This is a genomic window from Mesorhizobium sp. CA5 (assembly GCF_020165105.1).
In the GTDB taxonomy this organism is placed as follows: domain Bacteria; phylum Pseudomonadota; class Alphaproteobacteria; order Rhizobiales; family Rhizobiaceae; genus Mesorhizobium.
In genome coordinates, this window is sequence record NZ_JAIUHJ010000023.1 from 23,391 (window position 1) to 43,221 (window position 19,831).

The 19,831-nt window shown below is 65.1% G+C and carries 18 protein-coding genes and 2 tRNA genes; 8 read left to right on the plus strand and 12 right to left on the minus strand.

The annotated features are described in order from the left end of the window. Positions 1–4: 4 nt before the first annotated feature. The 7 genes from LB529_RS24440 to LB529_RS24470 form a co-directional block, all read right to left on the minus strand. Entirely contained in the window at positions 5–1,033 is a 1,029-nt protein-coding gene (locus tag LB529_RS24440) for a zinc-binding dehydrogenase (RefSeq protein WP_224522664.1), read from the minus strand. A gap of 36 nt (positions 1,034–1,069) precedes the next feature. Then, complete coding sequence (locus LB529_RS24445) at positions 1,070–2,341, minus strand: beta-ketoacyl-ACP synthase (RefSeq protein ID WP_095764965.1); 1,272 nt, start codon at positions 2,339–2,341, stop codon at positions 1,070–1,072. Between the two features lie 78 nt (positions 2,342–2,419). Then, positions 2,420–3,607 (minus strand): beta-ketoacyl-ACP synthase, encoded by a 1,188-nt coding sequence (locus LB529_RS24450; protein ID WP_224712520.1) that lies wholly within the window; start codon positions 3,605–3,607, stop codon positions 2,420–2,422. Positions 3,608–3,662: 55 nt separating this feature from the next. Next, a complete protein-coding gene (locus LB529_RS24455; RefSeq protein WP_027167184.1) occupies positions 3,663–3,944 on the minus strand; it encodes an acyl carrier protein in 282 nt (93 codons plus the stop codon). Positions 3,945–4,117: 173 nt separating this feature from the next. Next, positions 4,118–5,317, minus strand: a complete 1,200-nt coding sequence (locus LB529_RS24460) for a slipin family protein (protein WP_224712521.1) — start codon at positions 5,315–5,317, stop codon at positions 4,118–4,120. 362 nt (positions 5,318–5,679) lie between these two features. Then, positions 5,680–5,747: transfer RNA gene (locus tag LB529_RS24465), tRNA-Thr, on the minus strand. A 1-nt stretch (position 5,748) separates the two neighbouring features. Beyond that, positions 5,749–5,823, minus strand: a tRNA-OTHER gene (locus LB529_RS24470). A gap of 301 nt (positions 5,824–6,124) precedes the next feature. Between LB529_RS24470 and LB529_RS24475 the strand changes: the two genes are divergently transcribed. Further along, positions 6,125–6,343: a hypothetical protein gene (locus tag LB529_RS24475; RefSeq protein ID WP_224712522.1), complete on the plus strand. Its 219-nt coding sequence runs from the start codon at positions 6,125–6,127 to the stop codon at positions 6,341–6,343. Further along, positions 6,327–6,791: a hypothetical protein gene (locus LB529_RS24480; protein WP_224712523.1), complete on the plus strand. Its 465-nt coding sequence runs from the start codon at positions 6,327–6,329 to the stop codon at positions 6,789–6,791. The genes LB529_RS24475 and LB529_RS24480 overlap by 17 nt, the downstream gene beginning before the upstream one ends. 1 nt (position 6,792) lies before the next feature. Here LB529_RS24480 and LB529_RS24485 read toward each other — a convergent pair whose 3' ends face one another. After that, complete coding sequence (locus LB529_RS24485) at positions 6,793–7,341, minus strand: histidine phosphatase family protein (RefSeq protein WP_224609313.1); 549 nt, start codon at positions 7,339–7,341, stop codon at positions 6,793–6,795. Positions 7,342–7,515: 174 nt separating this feature from the next. Between LB529_RS24485 and LB529_RS24490 the strand changes: the two genes are divergently transcribed. The 3 genes from LB529_RS24490 (at position 7,516) to LB529_RS24500 (ending at position 11,304) form a co-directional block, all read left to right on the plus strand. Then, complete coding sequence (locus LB529_RS24490; RefSeq protein WP_224712524.1) at positions 7,516–8,466, plus strand: AEC family transporter; 951 nt, start codon at positions 7,516–7,518, stop codon at positions 8,464–8,466. Between the two features lie 170 nt (positions 8,467–8,636). Then, positions 8,637–10,094: an NAD-dependent succinate-semialdehyde dehydrogenase gene (locus LB529_RS24495; protein ID WP_224712525.1), complete on the plus strand. Its 1,458-nt coding sequence runs from the start codon at positions 8,637–8,639 to the stop codon at positions 10,092–10,094. Between the two features lie 184 nt (positions 10,095–10,278). Further along, a complete protein-coding gene (locus tag LB529_RS24500; RefSeq protein ID WP_224712526.1) occupies positions 10,279–11,304 on the plus strand; it encodes an aldose epimerase family protein in 1,026 nt (341 codons plus the stop codon). Positions 11,305–11,349: 45 nt separating this feature from the next. Here the strand turns inward: LB529_RS24500 and LB529_RS24505 are convergent, their stop codons facing one another. Then, positions 11,350–12,267 carry a sugar kinase gene (locus LB529_RS24505; protein ID WP_224712527.1) on the minus strand — a complete coding sequence of 306 codons (918 nt, stop codon included), beginning with the start codon at positions 12,265–12,267 and terminating at the stop codon, positions 11,350–11,352. Positions 12,268–12,425: 158 nt separating this feature from the next. Here LB529_RS24505 and LB529_RS24510 point away from each other — a divergent pair, with 158 nt between their 5' ends. Both LB529_RS24510 and LB529_RS24515 read left to right on the plus strand, forming a co-directional pair. After that, positions 12,426–12,869 carry a FixH family protein gene (locus LB529_RS24510; protein WP_224609327.1) on the plus strand — a complete coding sequence of 148 codons (444 nt, stop codon included), beginning with the start codon at positions 12,426–12,428 and terminating at the stop codon, positions 12,867–12,869. Positions 12,870–12,876: 7 nt separating this feature from the next. Beyond that, positions 12,877–14,082, plus strand: coding sequence for a cytochrome-c peroxidase (locus tag LB529_RS24515; RefSeq protein WP_224712528.1), 1,206 nt, complete (start codon positions 12,877–12,879; stop codon positions 14,080–14,082). Between the two features lies 1 nt (position 14,083). Here the strand turns inward: LB529_RS24515 and LB529_RS24520 are convergent, their stop codons facing one another. Further along, a complete protein-coding gene (locus LB529_RS24520; protein WP_040981793.1) occupies positions 14,084–14,536 on the minus strand; it encodes an Lrp/AsnC family transcriptional regulator in 453 nt (150 codons plus the stop codon). Between the two features lie 165 nt (positions 14,537–14,701). Between LB529_RS24520 and putA the strand changes: the two genes are divergently transcribed. After that, complete coding sequence (gene putA, locus LB529_RS24525) at positions 14,702–18,310, plus strand: bifunctional proline dehydrogenase/L-glutamate gamma-semialdehyde dehydrogenase PutA (protein ID WP_224712529.1); 3,609 nt, start codon at positions 14,702–14,704, stop codon at positions 18,308–18,310. Positions 18,311–18,346: 36 nt separating this feature from the next. Here the strand turns inward: putA and LB529_RS24530 are convergent, their stop codons facing one another. Beyond that, positions 18,347–18,661 (minus strand): antibiotic biosynthesis monooxygenase family protein, encoded by a 315-nt coding sequence (locus LB529_RS24530; RefSeq protein WP_224625968.1) that lies wholly within the window; start codon positions 18,659–18,661, stop codon positions 18,347–18,349. 44 nt (positions 18,662–18,705) lie between these two features. Beyond that, the gene (locus LB529_RS24535) at positions 18,706–19,662 is read right to left on the minus strand and encodes an energy transducer TonB (protein WP_224712530.1); all 957 of its coding nucleotides are present in this window, start codon (positions 19,660–19,662) and stop codon (positions 18,706–18,708) included. Between the last annotated feature and the right edge of the window lie 169 nt (positions 19,663–19,831).

Consider the following 19,831-nt stretch of genomic DNA (forward strand, 5'->3'; position numbering starts at 1 on the left):
TGTCTTAGGAAACGCGTAGGATGATCTTGCCGAAGACGTCGCGGCCTTCCATGCGCTTCAGCGCGGCGTCGATGTCGTCGAAGCCGACTTCGGTATCGATGACCGGCGCAACGAGGCCGGCCGCCATCTTCTGCATGGCGTTGGCCATGTTCTCCATGCGGCAGCCGAAGGAGCCGAGCAGCTTCAGCTGCTGCTGGAAGAGCTGCATCAGGTTGACCTGCGTCGACACGCCCGAGGTCGAGCCGCAGGTGACGAGGCGACCGCCACGCTTCAAGCACAGCATGGAACCGGCGAAGGTGTCGGCGCCGACATGCTCGAACACCACATCGACACCCTTCTTCCTGGTCAGCTTGCGCACAACGCCTTCGAAACGGTCCTCGCGGTAGTTGATGACATGGTCGGCACCAAGCGCCTTGGCCTTGTCGATCTTGTTGTTCGAGCCGACCGTGGTGATGACAGTGCAGCCCATCTTCTTTGCGAGCTGGATGGCAGCGGAGCCGATTCCGGAGCCGCCGGCATGGACGAGGATGGTTTCGCCTGGTTCCAGCCTGGCGTTGTCGAACAGCATGTGCTCGACCGTGCCGAAGGTGACAGGCGCGACCGCCGCGCCGATCTCGGTGACGCCGGGAGGCGCGGGCACCAGAAGACGCGCCGGCAGGTTGATCTTTTCCTGGGCAAAGCCGTCGAGATGGAAGCCATGCACGCCGGAAACATGCTCGCAGAGATTATCGCGGCCTTCGCGGCAGGCGCGGCAAAGCCCGCAGGTGCGCGCGCCGTAGATCGACACCAATTGTCCCGGCAGCAGGTTGGAGACGCCGGGGCCGACCGCCTCGACCTCGCCGGCGGCCTCGGCGCCGACGACCAGCGGCAGCTTGCGCTTGGCAAACGCCATGCCGCGCCAACCCCAGACGTCGATATGGTTGAGCGCCACCGCCTTGATGCGGAGCGTCACTTCGCCCAGCGAAGGCGGCGGGGGAGGCGGCAGGTCCACCGTTTCAAGGCGGCGGTCCTCGATAAGTTGCAATGCGCGCATGTGGCCTGTCGGGTCTGTAAGAGCGGAAAAGTCCGCTTAGACCGGTTCCCGCGCCATGACAAGGCAGGTGTTCTGGCCGCCGAAGCCGAAGGAATTCGACAAAACCGTGCCCACTTCGGCATTGCGCTTCTTGTTCGGCACGACGTCGAGCACGATGGCCGGATCTGGATTGTCGTAATTGATCGTCGGCGGGATGACGCTTTCGCGCATGGTCATCAGCGAGAAGGCGGCCTCCACCGCGCCGGCGGCCGACAGGGTGTGGCCGATCATCGACTTGTTCGACGAGATCGGCATCGAGCCGATGCGCTCGCCGAAGACGGTGGACAGCGACAGGTGCTCCATCTTGTCGTTCTCGGGCGTCGAGGTGCCGTGCGCATTGACGTAGTCGATCTCGTCTTCCCCGAGGCCCGCATCGGCAAGAGCGGCGCGCACCGCCGCGATCGCAGGCGAGCCGTCGGGCTTGGAGCGGGTGCGGTGAAAATCGTCGGCCTTCTCGCCGCAGCCGCGCATGATGCCGAGGATTGTCGCGCCCCGCGCAAGGGCGCCTTCCAGCGATTCCAGCACCAGCGCGCCGGAGCCTTCAGCCAGCACGAAGCCGTCGCGATCCTTGGAGAAGGGCTTTGAGGCCTTTTCGGGGATATCATTGTGGGTGGAAAGGGCCGAGAGCAGCGAGAAGCGGATCAGCGCTTCGGCGGTGGCCGAGCCGTCGGCGCCGATCGACAGCGCCTTGTCACACTCGCCGCGCCGGATCGCCTCGACCCCGAGCTGGATGGCGGTGGCGCCCGAGGCGCAGGCGGTCGACAGCGTGATCGGCAGACCACGCGTGCCGAAGCGGTCGGCCAGGCGATCGGCGATCGAGCCGAACTGCGTGGTCTCGAACACATCCAGCTCCTTCAGCCCGCGCGCCACGCGCAGCAACCTTTCGGCACCGGCGTCCTGCTTGTCGGAATTATAGAGCGAGAAGCGGTCGATCCAGTCGAGCTCGACCGGCGGCGAGGCCAGGAACAGCGGGCCGCCGAAATCGCCGGACTCCAAACCAGCTTCCGAGACGGCCTCCTGGGCCGCCGTCTCGGCCAGTTCGTAGGTGAGGTGGCTGGCGCCCTTCGAGCTCGAGGGCAGGAAGTCGACCATGCCGGAAATGCGGGTGTTGAGGTGGTCGACCGGAAAGCGGGTGATCGGATGGATGCCGGATCTGCCCGAGGTCAGCGCCGCCCAATTGTCGGCCTTGCCGACGCCGAGCGAGGTCACCACGCCGATGCCGGTAACGGCGACGATAGGCCTGCCCATGTGGTCGCGAAGATTGGCCATGCTTTGTCTGCCTCGTTATCGAGCGATTCCAGGAAAGGTGTGTAGCGGTTTTCCGCCCGGGAATTGCGAAAAACCGATCTAAGCGGCTTTAACCAGCCCCAGGCCCTCGAATTGGTGATAGCCGATCGCGGTTGCAAGAACGGAATTGGGGGCGCCTTCAAATGAGCGCTCCATCGTGGCATCGAAGGCAGGATAACCGGCCCCGCGGTCGACAGCCATTGCCGCGAGCGCAACCGCAAAGGGGAATTGAGCCTCCTTCATATGGCCGGTCAGCGTCGAGAAGGCGCGCACGGCCAAAGCCGAATTGGCATCGAGAACGGCCTTCTCAGCCGCCGTCGCGGCGTGGGCGCCGGAGGCGGCGGAAATCGTGAGCAGATCCCCGTCGGGAAGGGCAGCCTGCTTCAGCAGCGCAGCAATCTCTGAATTCAACTCGCCTTGCCGGCGCCTGGCGCGGCCGGAGACGACGGGGCCAAGCTCGGCGTAGATCTTGCGGCCGCGGTTTTTTGCGTGCTCGCGCTGCTCGAGCACCAGGAATGCGCCGCCGGACCCCGTCACCACACCGCCGCCTTCTAAGCCCTGGCGTTGCCAGACCGGCTTCCATGGGCCGCGATGCAGGTAGCCGGCAAGCTCATAGCCGAGCAGCATGTCGGAATGCTCGGTCTGGAAGGCGCCGCCGACCAGAACATGGGTCGACTGTCCCGAGCGGATGCGCGCGGCCGCCGTCTCGACGGCCGAGACGCCGGCGCCTTCCTCGCCCATGAAGGTGCGCGACGAACCGGTGACCTTGTGGACGATCGAGATGTTGCCGGCGAGCAGGTTGGAGAGCTGGGCGAGGAACAAAGTCGGCCGCAGTTCCGTCGTCAGCTTCTCGTTGAGCAGCACGTCGCGGTCGTTGCGGCTTTCGGAGGCTGCAAGGATCGCGGCATCGACGGCTTCGTCGCGTTCGCCGCCGCCGGCCGCCACCACCATGTCCATGGTGGTGCAAAGCTCGTCATTGCCCTTGATGCCGGCATCGTCGAGCGCCAGGCCGGCGGTATAGGTGCCGAGACGCTGCCAGGTTTCCATCTGACGCTGGTCGCCGCGCTTGGCGATCTGCAGGTTCCAGTCGATCTCGGGCAGGGGATGGATGGTGTAGGGCGCGAAGCGCTCTGCCTCGAGCACCGGCTCAAGGCCCGGTCGGGTGAGCTTCTGCCAATGCGCATCAGGACCCTCTCCAAGCGAAGAGACCAGGCCGATGCCGGTGATGACGACGTCGTGAGAACTCATGGGCGGCTGTTGTGGGTCAGCTGGCGGGGCGCGTCAAGACCGCGCCCGAGCCGGCTCAGGCGGCCTTGGCCGCGACCAGCGCGTCGATCTTGGCGCACAGGTTCTTCATGACGAAGTAGTCGTCGGTCGAGGCCTTGCCGTCATTGACCTCCTGCGTCCACTTCTCGAGCGGCACCTTGATGCCGAATTCCTTGTCGATGGCAAAGACGATGTCGAGGAAATCGAGGCTGTCGATGCCGAGATCGTCGATCGTGTGGCTCTCGGGCGTGATGGTGTCGATATCGATCTCGCTGGTGTCGGCAATAATCTTGGCGACTTTCTCGAACGTGGTGGACAAGGGCTCTTCCTTCGGTTGCGGGCGGAATCTGTCCGCATCTTTGTTTGGGCGCTGTCTAATCGGTTTTTCCCGGCAGGAAAAGGCCTGACGCGCCGACGCAGATGGGATGTGGGCTTTGGGAGCGCAAGAAGGGCCGCCGGCTTGCCCTGCGGCCCCTCCCATTTAACGCCGCGTCAGCTTTGTGTCGCATGCCGTCTTCCCAAAGCCGGAACCACGTTGGGCGACATGCATCGGCCGCGGAGCTTGACCAGGTCGTTGAGCAACCCGCCCGTCCCGTTGTGGACGGTGAGCCGCTCGACCTTGCCGGCGATGGCCTCGAGAGCCTCGAGCTCCTTCAGTCGCAGCATCACCGGGTTCTCGGCCATCACCTTGGCCGTGTTGAGCAGCGAACGGGTGGCGTTCGTCTCCTCGCGGCGGCGGATGACGTTGGCCTCGGCCTGCTTCTCGGCCGAAACCACCTGGTTGAGGATCTCGCGCATGTCGCCCGGCAGGATCACATCCTTGAGAGCGATATCGCTGACCTCGACGCCGATCACGGCCATGTCGTCGCGCACCTTGGCAGCCGAGTCCTCGTCGACCGTGACCTTCTTGTCGAGGATCTGGTCGAGCGTGAGCGCGCCAAGCGTCTTGCGGAAGGCATACTGCAGGGCGCGGTAGAGGGCTTCGGAGAAGTCCTTCACCGTGCTCACCGCCGTCACCGGATCGACGACCCGGTATTCGGCGGCGATGTTGACGCGGATCGTCACGCGATCCTTGGTCAGCATTTCCTGCCCGGCGACATCGAGCGACTGGCGCTTGACGTCGACGACCTTCACCTGGACCATGCGCCCGACATTCCAGAAGGCGTGCACACCCGCGGCAAGCGTGCGGGTGTAGACGCCATCCACGAACAGCAACCCGACCTGGCCGTCCACGACCGGATAGAGGAACACATGTTCCGTCTTCCGGGCCTGGCCGATCCGGCGCATCAAGGCCGGATCGACGGCGAGATCGGCCGCCGTGTCGACGGACGTGACCTTCCACGGGCCGGCATCCGTCCACAGCACGAGCTTGCGATCCGGGTTGAGCACGGCATGCAAGGCGCCGTCGCGCTCGACGACGGCGACGTCGGTACGCCCGGTGCGGATGACGGTGAGGTGACGCGCGGCCACATCCGGGAGCTTGTCGAACAACGCCTTCTCGTAAGCCGAAACGAATTCCGGGTTCTTCAGGTCGTGCCTGGAGATTTCCAGGTTGCCGCGCCGGTTGGCGAGCCAATGCTCGCCCGGCATCAGGATCGCCCGGATCTCACCCTTGTAGAGGGCGACGGCACGTTCATTTTCCTTCACGAGGACGCGCTGGCGTCCAAGAAGCTTTTCGAGAATGGTCTTCATTGTCTTACTCCTGTCGGGCATGGCCCCATGTGAGGCGTCACGTCATGCGTCGATCATCCTTTCGTTTCTCGTTTCACGTCGTACTTCGTCTCCCGGGCACGAATGATCCGGGGATCGGTGGCATCGATCCGCGGCGGGCCCTCGGGAGCGGATCGCGGGGCGGCGAAGCGGGCGCCGGAAGCCGAAGCTTCCTTTGCCGGCCGCGCCGCGCCTTGATCGTCACCGCGAGCCTGGCCGCGAGCCGATGGCGCAGAACGTCACCGCCCGGCGAGGCCGAAGCCTTGCCGTCCGTGAAATCCTCGCATTCCGGTCCCCGGACCGTTTTGGATAACACCACCTGAAGGTGTCGGCTTATCAGGCCGTTGGAGAAGGAATCGAACCTTCGACAGTCAGATGACAAATCTGATGCTCTAACCAAACTGAGCTATCCGTGGTGCTGATGAAGGGACTCGAACCCTCGACCTCCGGACCTAAATCCGGCGCTCTAACCTCTGAGCTACATCGGCGATCCCAACACCCGAAACGGCGCCGTACACAGCGCGGCAGAGCCGGCTGCGCGGGCGGAGACGAAAGCTCCAACCGTTGTGCTCGCTTCGGTTTTCGTGACCGGGAGCGCGCCTATAGACCCTGCGACGGGTTGTCGCAAGCGGCATTGTCGCGGCGGATTTGCGGCTTCTTTCCATTGTGCCGTTTCGGCAACAGTGGCGCCGATCACATCCCAGGCTTCAATGTACCAATGTACCATGGTACATTGAACACGTGACGATAGAACGTGTGCAGACCGGTGTGCGGCTGGAAAAGCGGCTGGTGAAGGTGCTCAAGGCTTTGGCTGAGCATCAAGACATCAGTCTTGGCGATCTGATCGAAGGCATCGTGCTGCATGCCTTCGAGGGGCAAACGCCGTTTTCGCCCGGGACGCTCGAAACGATCGGGCAGTTGAAGCGCATCTACGGCTTGGAACTCGGCGCGGCCGACAGCCACCGGCTTGTGGAAACGACGGAGAAAGCAAATGACGAACCATCTTGAGCACTGCCACAGCATCGACCTTGCCGGCCCCATCGATCGCGTCTTCCCCTTGTTCACGCCGATCGGAGAGACCTTGTGGGTCGAGGGCTGGGATCCCGAATTCCTCCATCCGCGCGGCGGCGAAACACAGGAGGGGATGGTCTTCCGGACGAGCCACGGCGACGAGACTACGCTGTGGGCCTGCACCGACTGGCAGCCTAGCGAGCATCGCGTGCGTTATGCAAGGGTGACGCCGGGATCGCGTTTCGGATTTGTCGAGGTGACCTGCCGAGACACTGGCGGCGAGAGCACGCAGGCGTCGATTGCCTATACGTTCACGGCTCTGGGCGAGACCGGACAATCATATCTGTCAGAGCTGACGGAGGACGCCTTCGTCGATATGATCGAAAGCTGGAAGATAGGCATCAACGCCTGGCTGTCGAAGAATGGGGCGGCCAGTCCGGCTTGACTCAAAAAGTCACGCGGCCGAGCACCTTGAGACCATCACCGTCCGGCGCCACCACCACGGCCTCGCCCTCGCGCGGCGCTACGCCGGTGAGCGCCTCGATGTTCTCCACATGCGTGACCAGCACCAGATTATCGGAGCCGGAATAGCCACGGATCTCCTTCATGATCGCGGCCATTTGCGCGGCCTTTTCGGCCGGGTCGGTTTTCAGCAGGTCGAGGGGCGCGAAGGGCTGCGGCTCGGATTCGAAAGCGATGCGGGCAGTATCGAGGCAGCGGCAGTAGCGGCTGGAGAGTACGTGATCGATCGGCGCCGAGCGCGCCGCGAACAGCGCGCCGATGCGGCTTGCCTGCTGCTTGCCGCGCTCCGACAGGTTGAGCTGCGTGGCGCAATTGCCGATGTCGAAATTGGCCGGGTCGGCAGCTCCGGTGACGAAGGCATGGCGAAGCAGAACGACATGGCCGCCGTCGCGCAGCAACGCCCAGCCCGCGTCGGTCGCGTGGGCCAGGGTGGGAACGGCAAGCAGGAAGAGCGCCAGGGCAAGTCGCAGCATCGGAAGTCCTATGGCAGCCCGCAAAGGCAAGGAGGTGATTGGCATATAGGGACCGCAAAGCAGGCTGAAAGACAAGCAGCGGGGCAGCAGAGCAAATGGAGCGCCGTTCCGTTCGGTGCGATTGCGCCGCAGTCAAGGCCCGCCTATCACGGGAAAAATGTCTCCGCCCAAGAAATGACGCCGCTTACCGAAACCGTCCTCTTCGTCTTCAGCCTTGTGGCGCTCGGCTATCTGACCGGGCTCACCTTCTATCTGAAGCCGGCGAGCGGGGAGGGCATTTCGGAATTCGCCGTCAGCGTGGCGATGCCGCTGCTGCTCTTCCGGACCATGGTCAAATCGGATTTCCATGGCGTAACGCCCTGGTCGCTGTGGGGCGCCTATTTTGCGGCCGCCGCCATCACCTGGACCACGGGCCATCTGATGATGACGCGCGTTTTCAAGCGAGATGCACGCGCCGGCATCGTCGGCGGCGTGTCCTCGGCTTATTCCAATGTGGTGCTGCTCGGCGCGCCCTTCGTCCTCGGCATATTCGGCGCCAGAGGATTCGAGGTGCTGTCGCTGCTGGTCTCGGTCCACCTGCCAATCATGATGATGGCCTCGATCGTGCTGTTCGAGATGTTCGGGCGCGGCAGCGGCGAGACGGTGCATCCGCTGCGCGTCGTCAAAAACTTCCTCAGGCGCCTGTTCCTCAATCCGCTGATCATCGGCATCCTGGTGGGGCTCGCCTGGCGCCTCACCGGCGCGCCGCTGCCGGACCTGGTCGAACGGTTGGTCAATACGCTCGCGGACACGGCCGGTCCGGTGGCGCTGTTCGCCATGGGGCTCAGCCTGCGCCGCTTCGGCATCTCAGGCAATATCAGGCCGGCGCTGGCGCTGTCGGTGCTGAAACTGTTCGTGATGCCGGCGCTGGTGCTGGCCTTCGTCTGGCTGCTCGGCCTGCCGCCGCTGACGGCCAAGGTCGCGGTGGTGGTTGCGGCACTGCCTTCGGGCATCAACTCCTATCTGATCGCCGTCCAGTTCAACACCGGCCAGGCGCTGGCCTCGAACCAGATGACGCTTGCCACCGCAAGCGCGGTGGTAACCACGTCGTTCTGGCTGACGGTGGTGATCCACGTCTTCGGATAGAGCCGCTGAAGGCGGCTCGCTTTTGCTGGCCCAACCCCTATATGCCATCTTGTGATTGCTTGCCCGCCTTTCCCTAGGTAAGAGCAATGCGCCGGCGTGCGGCTCTTGAAGCACGCCTCAACGGATATCCAGAAAAACGGCCGATCAGCGCGCCGAACGGAGGCCAGACCATGCTTCAGAAAACCAGCCATTTCATGCGCCAGGCCAACCTCATCAATGGTGAATGGGTGCAGGCCGACAGCGGCCAGACCATCGACGTCAACAATCCGGCGACCGGCCTCAAGATCGGCACCGTGCCTAAGGCCGGCAAGGCCGAGACCCGCCGCGCGATCGAAGCCGCCGAGGAAGCCTTCAAGGGCTGGCGCAAGACCACCGCGCTCGAGCGCTCGAAGCTCCTGCGCAAGCTGCATGACGCGATGATGGACAATCAGGATGTGCTGGCCGAGCTCTTGACCATCGAGCAGGGCAAGTCGCTCACCGAATCCAAAGGCGAGATCGGCTCGGCCGCCAGCTATATCCTCTGGTTCGCGGAGGAAGGCCGCCGCGTCTATGGCGACATCGTTCCGTCGCCATGGGGCGACCGCCGCATCCTGGTGACCAAGGAGCCGGTCGGTGTCATCGCCGCCATCACGCCGTGGAATTTCCCGTCCTCGATGCTCGCCCGCAAGATCGGCCCGGCTTTGGCCGCCGGCTGCACCGCGGTGGTCAAGCCCGCCTCGCAGACGCCTTACTCGGGCCTCGCCTGGGGCGCGCTTGTCGAGGAGGTCGGTTTCCCGAAAGGCGTCGTCAACGTTGTCACCGGTTCGGCCGGCGAGATCGGCGACGAGATCTGCGCCAACCCGCTGGTCAAGAAGATCACCTTCACCGGCTCGACCGAGGTCGGCAAGATCCTGATCCAGAAGTCGGCCGCGACGGTCAAGAAAGTGTCGATGGAGCTTGGCGGCAACGCGCCGTTCCTGGTCTTCGACGACGCCGATGTCGATCGCGCCGTCGCTGGCGCCATCACGGCCAAGTACCGCAATTCCGGCCAGACCTGCGTGTGCACCAACCGCTTCCTGGTGCAGGCCGGCATCTACGACAAGTTCGTCGAGAAGCTGGCTGCCGCCAGCAACAATCTCAAGGTCGGCTCGGGCCTCGAGGAAGGCGTGCAGCAGGGGCCGCTGATCGACGAGAAAGCGGTCGAGAAGGTCGAAGAATTCATCGCCGATGCGACGTCGAAGGGTGGCAAGGTCGTCGCCGGCGGCAAGCGCCATGCGCTCGGCGGTTCGTTCTTCCAGCCGACGGTGATCTCCGGCGCCACGCCGAACATGCGCTTCATGAAGGAAGAGATTTTTGGGCCGATCGCGCCTGTGTTCAAGTTCGAGACCGAAGAAGAGGCGATCGCGCTGGCCAACGACACCGAGTTCGGCCTTGCCGCTTATTTCTACACCGGCGATCTCGGCCGCGCCTTCCGGGTGATGGAAGGCCTGAAATACGGCATGGTCGGCGTCAATGAAGGCCTGATCACCACGCCCGAGGCGCCGTTCGGCGGCGTCAAGGAATCCGGTCTCGGCCGCGAAGGCGGGCATCAGGGCATCGAGGACTATCTCGACACCAAATATGCCTGCTTCGGCGGCCTAGGGCTCTGATATCGATCCCCGGAACAGGGGCAGGCGCACCCAGCAGTCCACCGTTTCAGACAACGGTGGACTGCTCTATCGCCTTGTCTTGGCGCAAAGCCGCTGCGCACTTTTCCTGGAATTGCTTTAGCCTGCGCTTGCCGGATGATACGCAGCCGGCCAAAATCCACGGATCGGTAATGACATTTCGGGCATGGCGATGAAAGACGGCGAGGTCTTCGGCACGACGCAGGCGGGCGAGGCCGTGCGCCGCTTCACCATCCGCGGCGGCGGCATCACGGCCAACATCATCGGGCTCGGCGCCATCATTCAGGACCTCAGGCTGAGCGGCCATGACGCGCCGCTGGTGCTTGGCTACGACCGATTCGAGCCCTACGAGACCGACCGCGCCTTCTTTGGCGCCATCGTCGGCCGCTTCGCCAACCGCATCGGCGGCGGCCGCTTCACCATCGCCGGCAACCGCTTCCAGACCGAGCAGAATTTTCTCGGCAAGCACACGCTGCATGGCGGCTCGGAAGGCTTTTTCCGCCGGCCGTGGACGGTCTCGCTGCATGGCCGCGATTTCGTGACGCTGACGCTGCACGATCCGGACGGCGCGATGGGCTTTCCCGGCGCGCTCGACGTCACCTGCACGTATCGGCTGAAGATCCCAGGCACGCTCAGCATGGAGCTGACCGCGACCTGCGAGGAGCCGACGCTCTGCAACCTCGCGCAGCATTCCTATTTCAATCTCGACGACGGCGGCGCCGGCGACATCCTCGACCACCGGCTGATGCTCAACGCCGGCGCCTACACGCCGGTCGATGATGAGATGATCCCCACAGGTGTCGTGAAGCCGGTCGACGGCACGCCCTACGATTTCCGGCAGGCGCGGCCGCTGCGCATGGAAATGGAAGGCGAGCAGCTTCGCTACGACCTGAATTACTGCCTGGCCTCCAGCCGCGGGCCGCTGCACCAGGCTGCCTGGGTGCAAGGCGCCAATTCCGGCGTCGAGATGGAAGTCTGGACCACCGAACCGGGACTGCAGCTCTATAGCGGTCAGTTCGTCGCGCCGACATCGCCGGGGCTCGACGGCCGCCGCTACAAGGCGTTTTCAGGCCTCTGCCTCGAAGCTCAGACATGGCCGGACGCGCCGAACCGGCCTTATTTCCCGCAGGCGACGCTGTGGCCCGGGCAGATCTATCATCAGGTGACGGAATATCGGTTCCGCTTGCCCTAAAGTTTTCCAATATTGAAGTGAAGTCCACCCAAGCTTCGATAGCGCTTAACTGTCGAAGGCGGTCCGCAAGGTCTCAAACGGCGCCAGCGCACCGCGAACCTGCACCACCGCGGCGGCGACTTTGTGCGCCCGGCGTGTCGCGTCGGCAGGCGCGCGGCCGGCAAGCCGGGCGGCGAGATAGCCGCCGTTGAAGGAATCGCCGGCGCCCGTTGTGTCGACGGGGGCAGCCACATGCAGCGCGTCAACGGTCTGCGAAGCGCCGTTCAGCGCAATCAGAGCCGGCTGTTCGCCGTTCTTGACCACGACCTCGCCGATCAGCTTGCCAAGGCGTTCCGCCGTTGCCTGCGGCGTCGCGTCGCCGAACAGCATCTGCTCGTCCGGAAAAGTCGGAAGCGCGATATCGGCCACCGCAAGCGCTTCCAGGATCGCGGCCTGCGCCGCTTCGCGGCTCGGCCACAGACGCGGCCGGTAATTCGGGTCGAAGGCGACGAGCGAGCCGGCCTTGCGGGCAGTCGCCACGGCCGAGAGGAGGGTTTGGCGCGCCGCCGCGTCCAGAATCGCCAGGGTGATTCCGGAAAAATAGACAAGCGCCTGGTTTTCAAGGCCTTTTGCCAGTGCTGCCGGATCCGAGGCGAGCTGGCGCGCGGCCGCGTCGCTTCGCCAGTAGGTGAAGGCGCGCTCGGCTCCTGTAAGCGTTATGGCGTAAAGGCCGGGGCGCGCGCCGGCAATGACCGGGCTGTTGCCTATGCCGATGCCGTTCTCGGCAAAGAAAGCGATCTGGTCGTGCGAGAAGGGATCGTCGCCGAAGGCCGTCACATAGGTCGCGGGCCGATCCGGGCTCAAGGCGTGCAATGCCCAGAGCGTGTTGAAGGTATCGCCGGCAAAACCCATCCGCCAGTTCGGGCCGGCCTGGCCCGACAATTCCAGCATGCATTCGCCGATCGACGCGATACCATTGGCCATGCGGGCTTATCCCTTCCTAAGATATTGTTGCTGTAGCTTTTTGCGGCCGGCAGCGCCATGCTTAGCTACCGGCGAATTTTGCGCCAGAAGCGATTTCCCACAGGCAGGGCGGGACGCGACAAGCGGCCCGCGACGTTAGCAGCCGAAGAGGAACGGGCTTGGCATCGATATGGCGTTACATTCTTGCGGGTCTCGGTCTTGCCGTGCTGCTGGTCGGCATCGTGGCCGCAGTCTATCTGACGCTGCCGCAATCGGCGCCCGGACCGGACCTGTCGCGCTCGAAAAAGACGGCGAACGGCCTGTTCGTCGCGAGCTTCGAGCCGGAGCGCGGCGTCGTCCGGCAGGGCGAGCTGCAGTCCTGGCTGCTGACGCTGAAGACCGCCGCCGGCGCGCCGGTGGAAGGAGCGGCCATCACCGTTTCCGGCGGGATGCCGCGGCACGATCACGGCCTGCCGACCAGTCCGCAGGCGACCGACTATTTGGGCCAGGGGCGCTATCGCATCGACGGCGTGAAGTTCACGATGAGCGGCTGGTGGCAGCTGCACTTCGGTATTTCGGCGGCGGCGGGCTCCGATTCCGTCGTCTTCAATATCGTGTTGTGAGCGGGCGATGAGGCGGCTGATCAGCGTTGCGAGCCTCTTGGCTTTAGCCGCTCTCGCCTTGGGCGGCTGCGGTGAGCCGCAGTTCAGCGACGCCGAGAAGAAGACCATTGCATCTTTGGTGCTGAACACGCTGCCGTCATTGAAACCCGACACCACGAACCAGTATGCGGATGTGCCGGCGGCTGCCGCGCTCGGCTCGACCCTGTTCTTCGATGCCGGCATGAGCCGCGACGGTACGGTGTCCTGCTCGACCTGCCACAAGATCGACCGCCAGTTCCAGGACGACCTGCCGCAGGCGGTCGGCGTCGGCCACACCAACCGCCGCACGATGCCGCTGGCGGGCGTGGCGCGCGATCCATGGTTGTTCTGGGACGGAAGGCGCGACAGCCTGTGGGCGCAGGCGCTGACGCCGCTTGAAAACCCGCTGGAGCAGGCCGGCAACCGGGCCGCCTTCGCGCACTACATCAAGAAGCGGTTCGGCGAGCGCTATGAGCGCATCTTCGGACCGTTGCCGGACCTTTCCGGCGTGCCGGCCAATGCCACCCCACTCGGCAGCGATGCCGAGAAGGCGGCGTGGAACGCCATGCCCGCCGGCCGGCAAGACGACGTCAACCGCGTCTTCGCCAATATCGGCAAGGCGATCGCCGCCTTCGAGCGATCGATCGAGCCTGAGCAGACGCGCTTCGACCGCTTCGCCATCGATCTGGCGACCGGCGCCAAGCCGGAAGGGGAAGCGGCATTCTCGCCGGAGGAAGTCCTTGGGCTGAAGCTGTTCATCGGCAAGTCCAATTGCGTGACCTGCCACAACGGCCCGCGCTTCACCGACAACTCCTTCCACAACACCGGCGTGCCGCCGGTCGACGGCCTGCCGCCTGACCGCGGGCGCGTCGATGCCGTGGCGCAGGTCGGGGCCGATCCTTTCAACTGCTTCGGCAAGTTCCGCGACGGCGACGAGAGCGCCTGCCGCGAGCTGCGTTTCATGGTCAAGGACGGTCCGCAAATCATGCGTGCCTACAAGACGCCGTCGCTCAGGGGGGCCGCAAGCCGGCCGCCCTACATGCATGCCGGCCAGTTCGCGACACTCGAGGAGGTGGTGGCGCATTATTCGAAGGCGCCGCCCAGCGTGGAAGGGGTCTCCGAAGTGCACCCGCTCGACCTGTCCGAGCGCGAGCGGGCCGCGCTGGTGGCTTTCCTCAAGACCTTGTCCGAGTAGGTTAGCGATCCTTCACCGTCTCCATCGCCACGAAGGTCGACGTCTGGGCGACGTGGGGCAGGGCGGAGATGCGCTCGCCGAGCACCCGGCGGTAGGCGGCGATGTCGGTGGTGCGGACCTTCAGCAGATAATCGAAGCTCGACGCCATCATGTGGCATTGCTCGATCTCGGGCACGCCCTGCACCGCGCGGTTGAAGGCGTCGAGCGCCGCCGAGCGGGTGTCTGACAGCTTCACCTGGACGAAGGCGACGTGGCCTTCGCCCATGCGCTCGCGGTCGATGACGGCGCGGTAGCCTCTGATATAGCCGTCCTTCTCCAGCCGTTTCACGCGCGCCTGCACCGGCGTCTTCGACAAGCCGACCTTCAAAGCCAGTTCAGACATCGAAAGCCGACCGTCGCGCCCGAGCGCGGACAGGATGTTGCGGTCAATGCGGTCCAATTGGTCTTCGGTCATCAAAATTGCAGTCGAAATGATGGGACTAGTCGCTATATGTTAGATCGATCAGTCTGCCATGTCGAATTCTTTGGACCGACTGGAATCTGCAGCTGTGCTAGCTTGCGCCATTCGGTCCGGCGACCGCCAGACCGTTCGCTCACGCTCGCTTTCATGGACCCCGACATGCCGCTCGACGCCATCCGCCAGCAGATCCGCGCCAATTATTTGCCCGACGAAGACGAGGCGGTGAAGCGCCTGTCAGCGGCGGCCGGGCTTTCGGCGGAAGAGCGCAAGGCGATCTCGGCGCGCGCGGCCGATCTGGTGCGTGCGGTGCGCGGATCCACCGATCCACGGCTGATGGAGGTCTTTCTCTCGGCCTACGGCCTGTCGACCAAGGAAGGCGTGGCGCTGATGTGCCTGGCCGAAGCGCTGCTGCGCGTGCCCGATGCCGAGACGATGGACGATCTCATCGCCGACAAGATCGCGCCGCATGACTGGTCGGCGCATTCGGGCGGCTCGAGCTCCATCTTCGTCAACGCCTCGACCTGGGCGCTGATGCTGACCGGCCGCGTGCTCGACGAGGGCGAGGGCGGCATCGAAGGCACGCTGCGCGCCATGGTGCGCAGGCTGGGCGAACCGGTGATCCGCAAGGCGGTCGCCGCGGCAATGCGCGAGATGGGCGAGCAGTTCGTGCTCGGCCGCACCATCGCCGAGGCCGTCAGGCGCGGCCGGCCGATGACGCAGAAGGGCTACCTCTATTCCTTCGACATGTTGGGCGAGGCGGCCCGCACCGAAGCCGACGCGCTGCGCTACCACCGCGCCTATGCCGACGCGATCTCCTCGCTCGATGCAGGGTCGAACGGTCCCGACATCCGTTACAATCACGGCATTTCGGTCAAGCTCTCGGCGCTGCATCCGCGCTACGAGGTGGCGCAGCGCGAGACGATGCTGCCGGTGATGGCCGAGCGGCTGCTGTCCTTGGCGCTTGCCGCCCGGCATTCGCGCATGGGCCTCAACATCGATGCCGAGGAGGCGGACCGGCTCGACCTGTCGCTCGACGTCATCGAACGCGTGCTGGCCGAGCCGGAGCTTGCCGGCTGGGACGGTTTCGGCGTCGTCATCCAGGCCTATGGCCCGCGCGCGGCCTTCGCCATCGACTGGCTCTATGCGCTTGCCAGGAAATACGATCGCAAAATCATGGTGCGGCTGGTGAAGGGCGCCTATTGGGACACCGAGATCAAGCGGGCGCAGACGCTTGGCTTGTCCGGTTATCCCGTCTTCACCCGCAAGGCTAACACCGATGTTTCGTATCTCGCCTGCGCGAAGAAGCTGCTGTCGATGACCGACCGCATCTATCCGCAATTCGCCACACATAACGCGCACACGGTTGCCGCCATCCTATCGATGGCGAAGGACCCCGACAGCTTCGAGTTCCAGCGCCTGCACGGCATGGGCGAGGCGCTGCACGAGACGGTGCGGCAGGCCGAGGGCACGCGCTGTCGCATCTATGCGCCGGTCGGCGCGCATTCGGACCTTCTCGCCTATCTGGTGCGCCGTCTGCTGGAAAACGGCGCCAACTCCTCATTCGTTCACCAGTTGACCGACGAGGAGGTCGAGCCCGAGGAGATCGCGCGCGATCCGCTCGCGGTGGTCGAGACGCAGGGGCCGGCCGCCAATCCGGCGATCGCCCGTCCCGCCGCGATCTTCGGCGCCGGGCGCCGCAATTCCAAGGGCTTCGACATCACCGATCCGGTGACGCTCGCGGCCATCGAGAAGGCGAGGACGGCGTTCGCCGGCGCGGATCGCTGGCACGCCAAGCCGGTGACGCGCGCCGCGGGCTACGGCCAGCCGCGCCAGATCGTCAATCCGGCCAAGCCCGACGAGATCGTCGGCACGGTGCATGAGGCGGCAGCCAAGCAGGTGGCGACCGCCGTGCGCATCGCCGTCGACGCGCAACCCGCCTGGGCGAAGCGTCCGGTTGCCGAGCGCGCCGCGATCCTCAATCGCGCCGCCGACCTCTACGAGGCCAATGCGGTCGAGTTCTTCGCTCTCGCCGCCCGCGAGGCCGGCAAATCGCTGGCCGACGGCGTCGCCGAAGTGCGCGAGGCGGTCGACTTCCTGCGCTACTACGCCGCCGAGGCGGCCAATGCCGAAGCGGGCACGCAAGCGCGCGGCGCGATCGTGTGCATCTCGCCGTGGAATTTTCCGCTGGCGATCTTCACCGGCCAGATCGCGGCGGCTTTGGTTACCGGCAATTCGGTGATCGCGAAGCCGGCGGAGCAGACGCCGCTAATCGCCTTCCGCGCCGTCGAGATGCTGCGCGAGGCCGGCGTGCCGGAAGACGTCATTCAGCTTTTGCCGGGCGATGGCGCCTCGGTCGGTGCGCCGCTGACGGCCGATCCGCGCATCGCCGGCGTCTGCTTCACCGGCTCGACCGAGGTCGCCAAGCTGATCGAGAAGCAATTGGCCGAGACCGCGGCGCCCGATGCGATGCTGATCGCCGAGACCGGCGGATTGAATGCGATGATCGTCGATTCCACCGCGCTGCCGGAACAGGCGGTGCGCGACATCCTCGCCTCGGCCTTCCAGAGCGCCGGCCAGCGCTGCTCGGCGTTGCGCGTTCTCTATGTCCAGAAGGACGTCGAGAAGAAAATGCTGGAGATGCTGAAGGGCGCGATGGAAGCGCTCAATGTCGGCAATCCCTGGGCCATCTCGACCGATGTCGGCCCTGTCATCGACGATGAGGCGCAAGCGTCGATCAGCGATTATTGCAAGAAGAAGGGGCTGGAAGGCAGGCTGATCGCGAGATTCGAAGCGCCGGCAACCGGCCGTTTCGTCGCGCCGCATGTCTTCCGGGTCAAGGGTATCGAGGAAATGGAGCGCGAGGTGTTCGGCCCGGTGCTGCATGTCGCGACCTTCGATGCTGACGAGATCGACGCAGTGATTGCCGCCATCAACCGCAAGGGCTATGGGCTGACCTTCGGCCTGCACACCCGCATCGAAGGCCGCGTCCAGCATTTCGTCGACGGCATCCATGCTGGCAACATCTATGTCAACCGCAATCAGATCGGCGCCGTCGTCGGCTCGCAGCCCTTCGGCGGCGAGGGGCTTTCAGGCACCGGCCCGAAGGCCGGCGGACCGCATTATCTGCGCCGCTTCCGCAAGGGGCCTGAGGCCGGCACCGAGGTTGGGGAAGGCCACAAGGTGACCGCGACCGAGCTTGCCGGCAATCTGCCGGATCCGACGCTGGGCGGCTGGTCGACGCGGCCGGACCGCGTGGCGATCCTGAGGAAGCATCTGCGCGGCAAGGGCGCGGCGGCAATCGCCGCAGCCGCCAGCCTCGATTTCGGCCAGGTCGACCTGCCGGGACCGACCGGCGAGGCCAACACGCTGTCGCTGGCACCGCGTGGCCGAGTGCTGTGTCTAGGCCCCGATGCCGAGACGCTGCTTTCCCAGACGATCCAGGCGCTTGCGGCCGGCAATGCGGTGCTGGCCGTGGCGCCGGGCGCGCCGGCGGCGCTATCGGCGCTGACCGGCAAGGGTCTGCCGCTGGCGGCGATCGACGGCCGGCCCGATCCGGTCGAGGCGCGTTCGCTGCGCGTCGATGTCGTCGCCTTCTCCGGCACGCCGGAGGCGGCGCGCATCGTGCGCAAGGTGATTGCCGAGCGCTCCGGGCCGATCGTCCCGCTGGTCAGCGAGGTGCTCAACCCGGCGGCCTACGCGCATGAACGCGCGGTCTGCGTCGACACCACGGCGGCGGGCGGGAACGCCAGTTTGCTCGCCGCGGCATAGTCAGCTCGAGACGGGCTCTTTTGGCGGAGGCGCGTTTCAGGCGCCTTCGACGACCGAGAATCCTTCGAACTGCGGGTGGCCCAGATAGTGCACCTTCGAGCCGCCGGCATTGCGATGGGCGGCGCGGAAGTTCTCCGATTTCGTCCAGGCGACGAAATCCTCCTGGCTTGCCCAGACCGTGTGCGAGGCGAACAGCGTGTAGCCCTCGGTCTCGTTGACCGGGCCGCGCAGCAGGTGGAATTCCCTGAAACCCTGCATTCCGGAGAGGCTTGAATCGCGGTTCTTCCAGACATTCTCGAAGGCTTCTTCCGAGCCGTTCTGGACCTTGAAGCGGTTCATGGCGATATACATTGGTTTCCTTTCGAAATGCACGAATTCTTGAGATGGCGAAAGTTTTAAAAAGGGCCGATCCGCGCCTTGAACACCCAGCTCGATTTTCCGGTCTCGGGTGGAATGGGAGGGAACGGTGCCTGTTTGCGCACCAGCGTCAAGGCGAACTGATCGAGCTCGGCGGATCCTGAACTTTCGGCGAGCTGCAGGTCGCTTACGGTGCCGTCGGCCGCGACGACGAAAACCACCCGGGCATTGTTGCGAGCCTTGGCCTGGATCGATTTGGAAACGCGACGGTTGGCGCGGGCAAGCTTCTTCTGGATTTCACCACTGTAGCGGGATTCCAGAGCATTGCCGGCGGCGTGTTTCTTGCCCTTGCTGGCGACGACCGGCGCGTCGCGCGTATCGCCATCCGCCGTGCCTCGCGGTTCAACGGTTTCGCTTGGCCCCGCCGGCGCGGCTGATGCGCTCGATGTCGCGCTCGGGACCGGCGATTGCTCGGGCTCGGCAGGAGGCGCTTGGGGGCTTTGCGGCTCGATCGCAGGCGTCGGCTTGCTGTCCGTGGAGACGCTCTGATCATCCTGGCGCGGTGTGGCGGCCGCCAGGATATCCGAGGCCGGCTCGTTGACGGCTTCCGGCGGAGGCTGGCGCGCCACTTGCTCACTTGCCGGCTGCGTCGCCTCGGCCGGCGGAGCGGGTTTCGCGGCCTGGCGCTTCACCGGCTGCGGATTCGGGACCAGGGTAACATCCACCGCGCCGGACGCCTGGTCGTCCAAGGCGCTGCCGATGACGTTGGCGCCGGACTGGTCGGCGCCCTCGGCCCTGATCGCGTCCGCGGAAACGAATGTCCCCGCGGGTGCGATCAGAAACGCTGCCGCGGCGGCGCCATGGAGCAGGCCGGAGGCGATGATCGCCACTGCCCATCTGCGGTCTCCCGCGGATTGCCGCGTCTGCATGAGCGGCGCGTCCGGCTTGATCGCCGGTTCATTGCCTGCATCGGAAGGGTGATTGATGTCCTGCATGTCTGGCGCCGAGACCTGCCGCACGCGAGAAGGAATTGTCAAATCAAGATCGGTTGCCGCCCATGGCGCTGGACCGGAGGCAGGCCACGCCACGGCGCCATGCGGAATGGCCGGATGCAATCCCATCCCTATACGCCGAAAGCGCCTCGGGCCGGAGTCGGCGCGGACT

Excerpts from the sequence above, each read along its gene's own strand:
- LB529_RS24440 (WP_224522664.1), bottom strand. The coding sequence starts at position 1,033 with ATGCGCGCATTGCAACTTATCGAGGACCGCCGCCTTGAAACGGTGGAC.
- LB529_RS24445 (WP_095764965.1), bottom strand. The coding sequence starts at position 2,341 with ATGGCCAATCTTCGCGACCACATGGGCAGGCCTATCGTCGCCGTTACC.
- LB529_RS24450 (WP_224712520.1), bottom strand. The coding sequence starts at position 3,607 with ATGAGTTCTCACGACGTCGTCATCACCGGCATCGGCCTGGTCTCTTCG.
- LB529_RS24460 (WP_224712521.1), bottom strand. The coding sequence starts at position 5,317 with ATGAAGACCATTCTCGAAAAGCTTCTTGGACGCCAGCGCGTCCTCGTG.
- LB529_RS24480 (WP_224712523.1), top strand. The coding sequence starts at position 6,327 with ATGACGAACCATCTTGAGCACTGCCACAGCATCGACCTTGCCGGCCCC.
- LB529_RS24485 (WP_224609313.1), bottom strand. The coding sequence starts at position 7,341 with ATGCTGCGACTTGCCCTGGCGCTCTTCCTGCTTGCCGTTCCCACCCTG.
- LB529_RS24490 (WP_224712524.1), top strand. The coding sequence starts at position 7,516 with ATGACGCCGCTTACCGAAACCGTCCTCTTCGTCTTCAGCCTTGTGGCG.
- LB529_RS24495 (WP_224712525.1), top strand. The coding sequence starts at position 8,637 with ATGCTTCAGAAAACCAGCCATTTCATGCGCCAGGCCAACCTCATCAAT.
- LB529_RS24500 (WP_224712526.1), top strand. The coding sequence starts at position 10,279 with ATGGCGATGAAAGACGGCGAGGTCTTCGGCACGACGCAGGCGGGCGAG.
- LB529_RS24505 (WP_224712527.1), bottom strand. The coding sequence starts at position 12,267 with ATGGCCAATGGTATCGCGTCGATCGGCGAATGCATGCTGGAATTGTCG.
- LB529_RS24515 (WP_224712528.1), top strand. The coding sequence starts at position 12,877 with ATGAGGCGGCTGATCAGCGTTGCGAGCCTCTTGGCTTTAGCCGCTCTC.
- LB529_RS24520 (WP_040981793.1), bottom strand. The coding sequence starts at position 14,536 with ATGACCGAAGACCAATTGGACCGCATTGACCGCAACATCCTGTCCGCG.
- putA (WP_224712529.1), top strand. The coding sequence starts at position 14,702 with ATGCCGCTCGACGCCATCCGCCAGCAGATCCGCGCCAATTATTTGCCC.
- LB529_RS24530 (WP_224625968.1), bottom strand. The coding sequence starts at position 18,661 with ATGTATATCGCCATGAACCGCTTCAAGGTCCAGAACGGCTCGGAAGAA.
- LB529_RS24535 (WP_224712530.1), bottom strand. The coding sequence starts at position 19,662 with ATGCAGGACATCAATCACCCTTCCGATGCAGGCAATGAACCGGCGATC.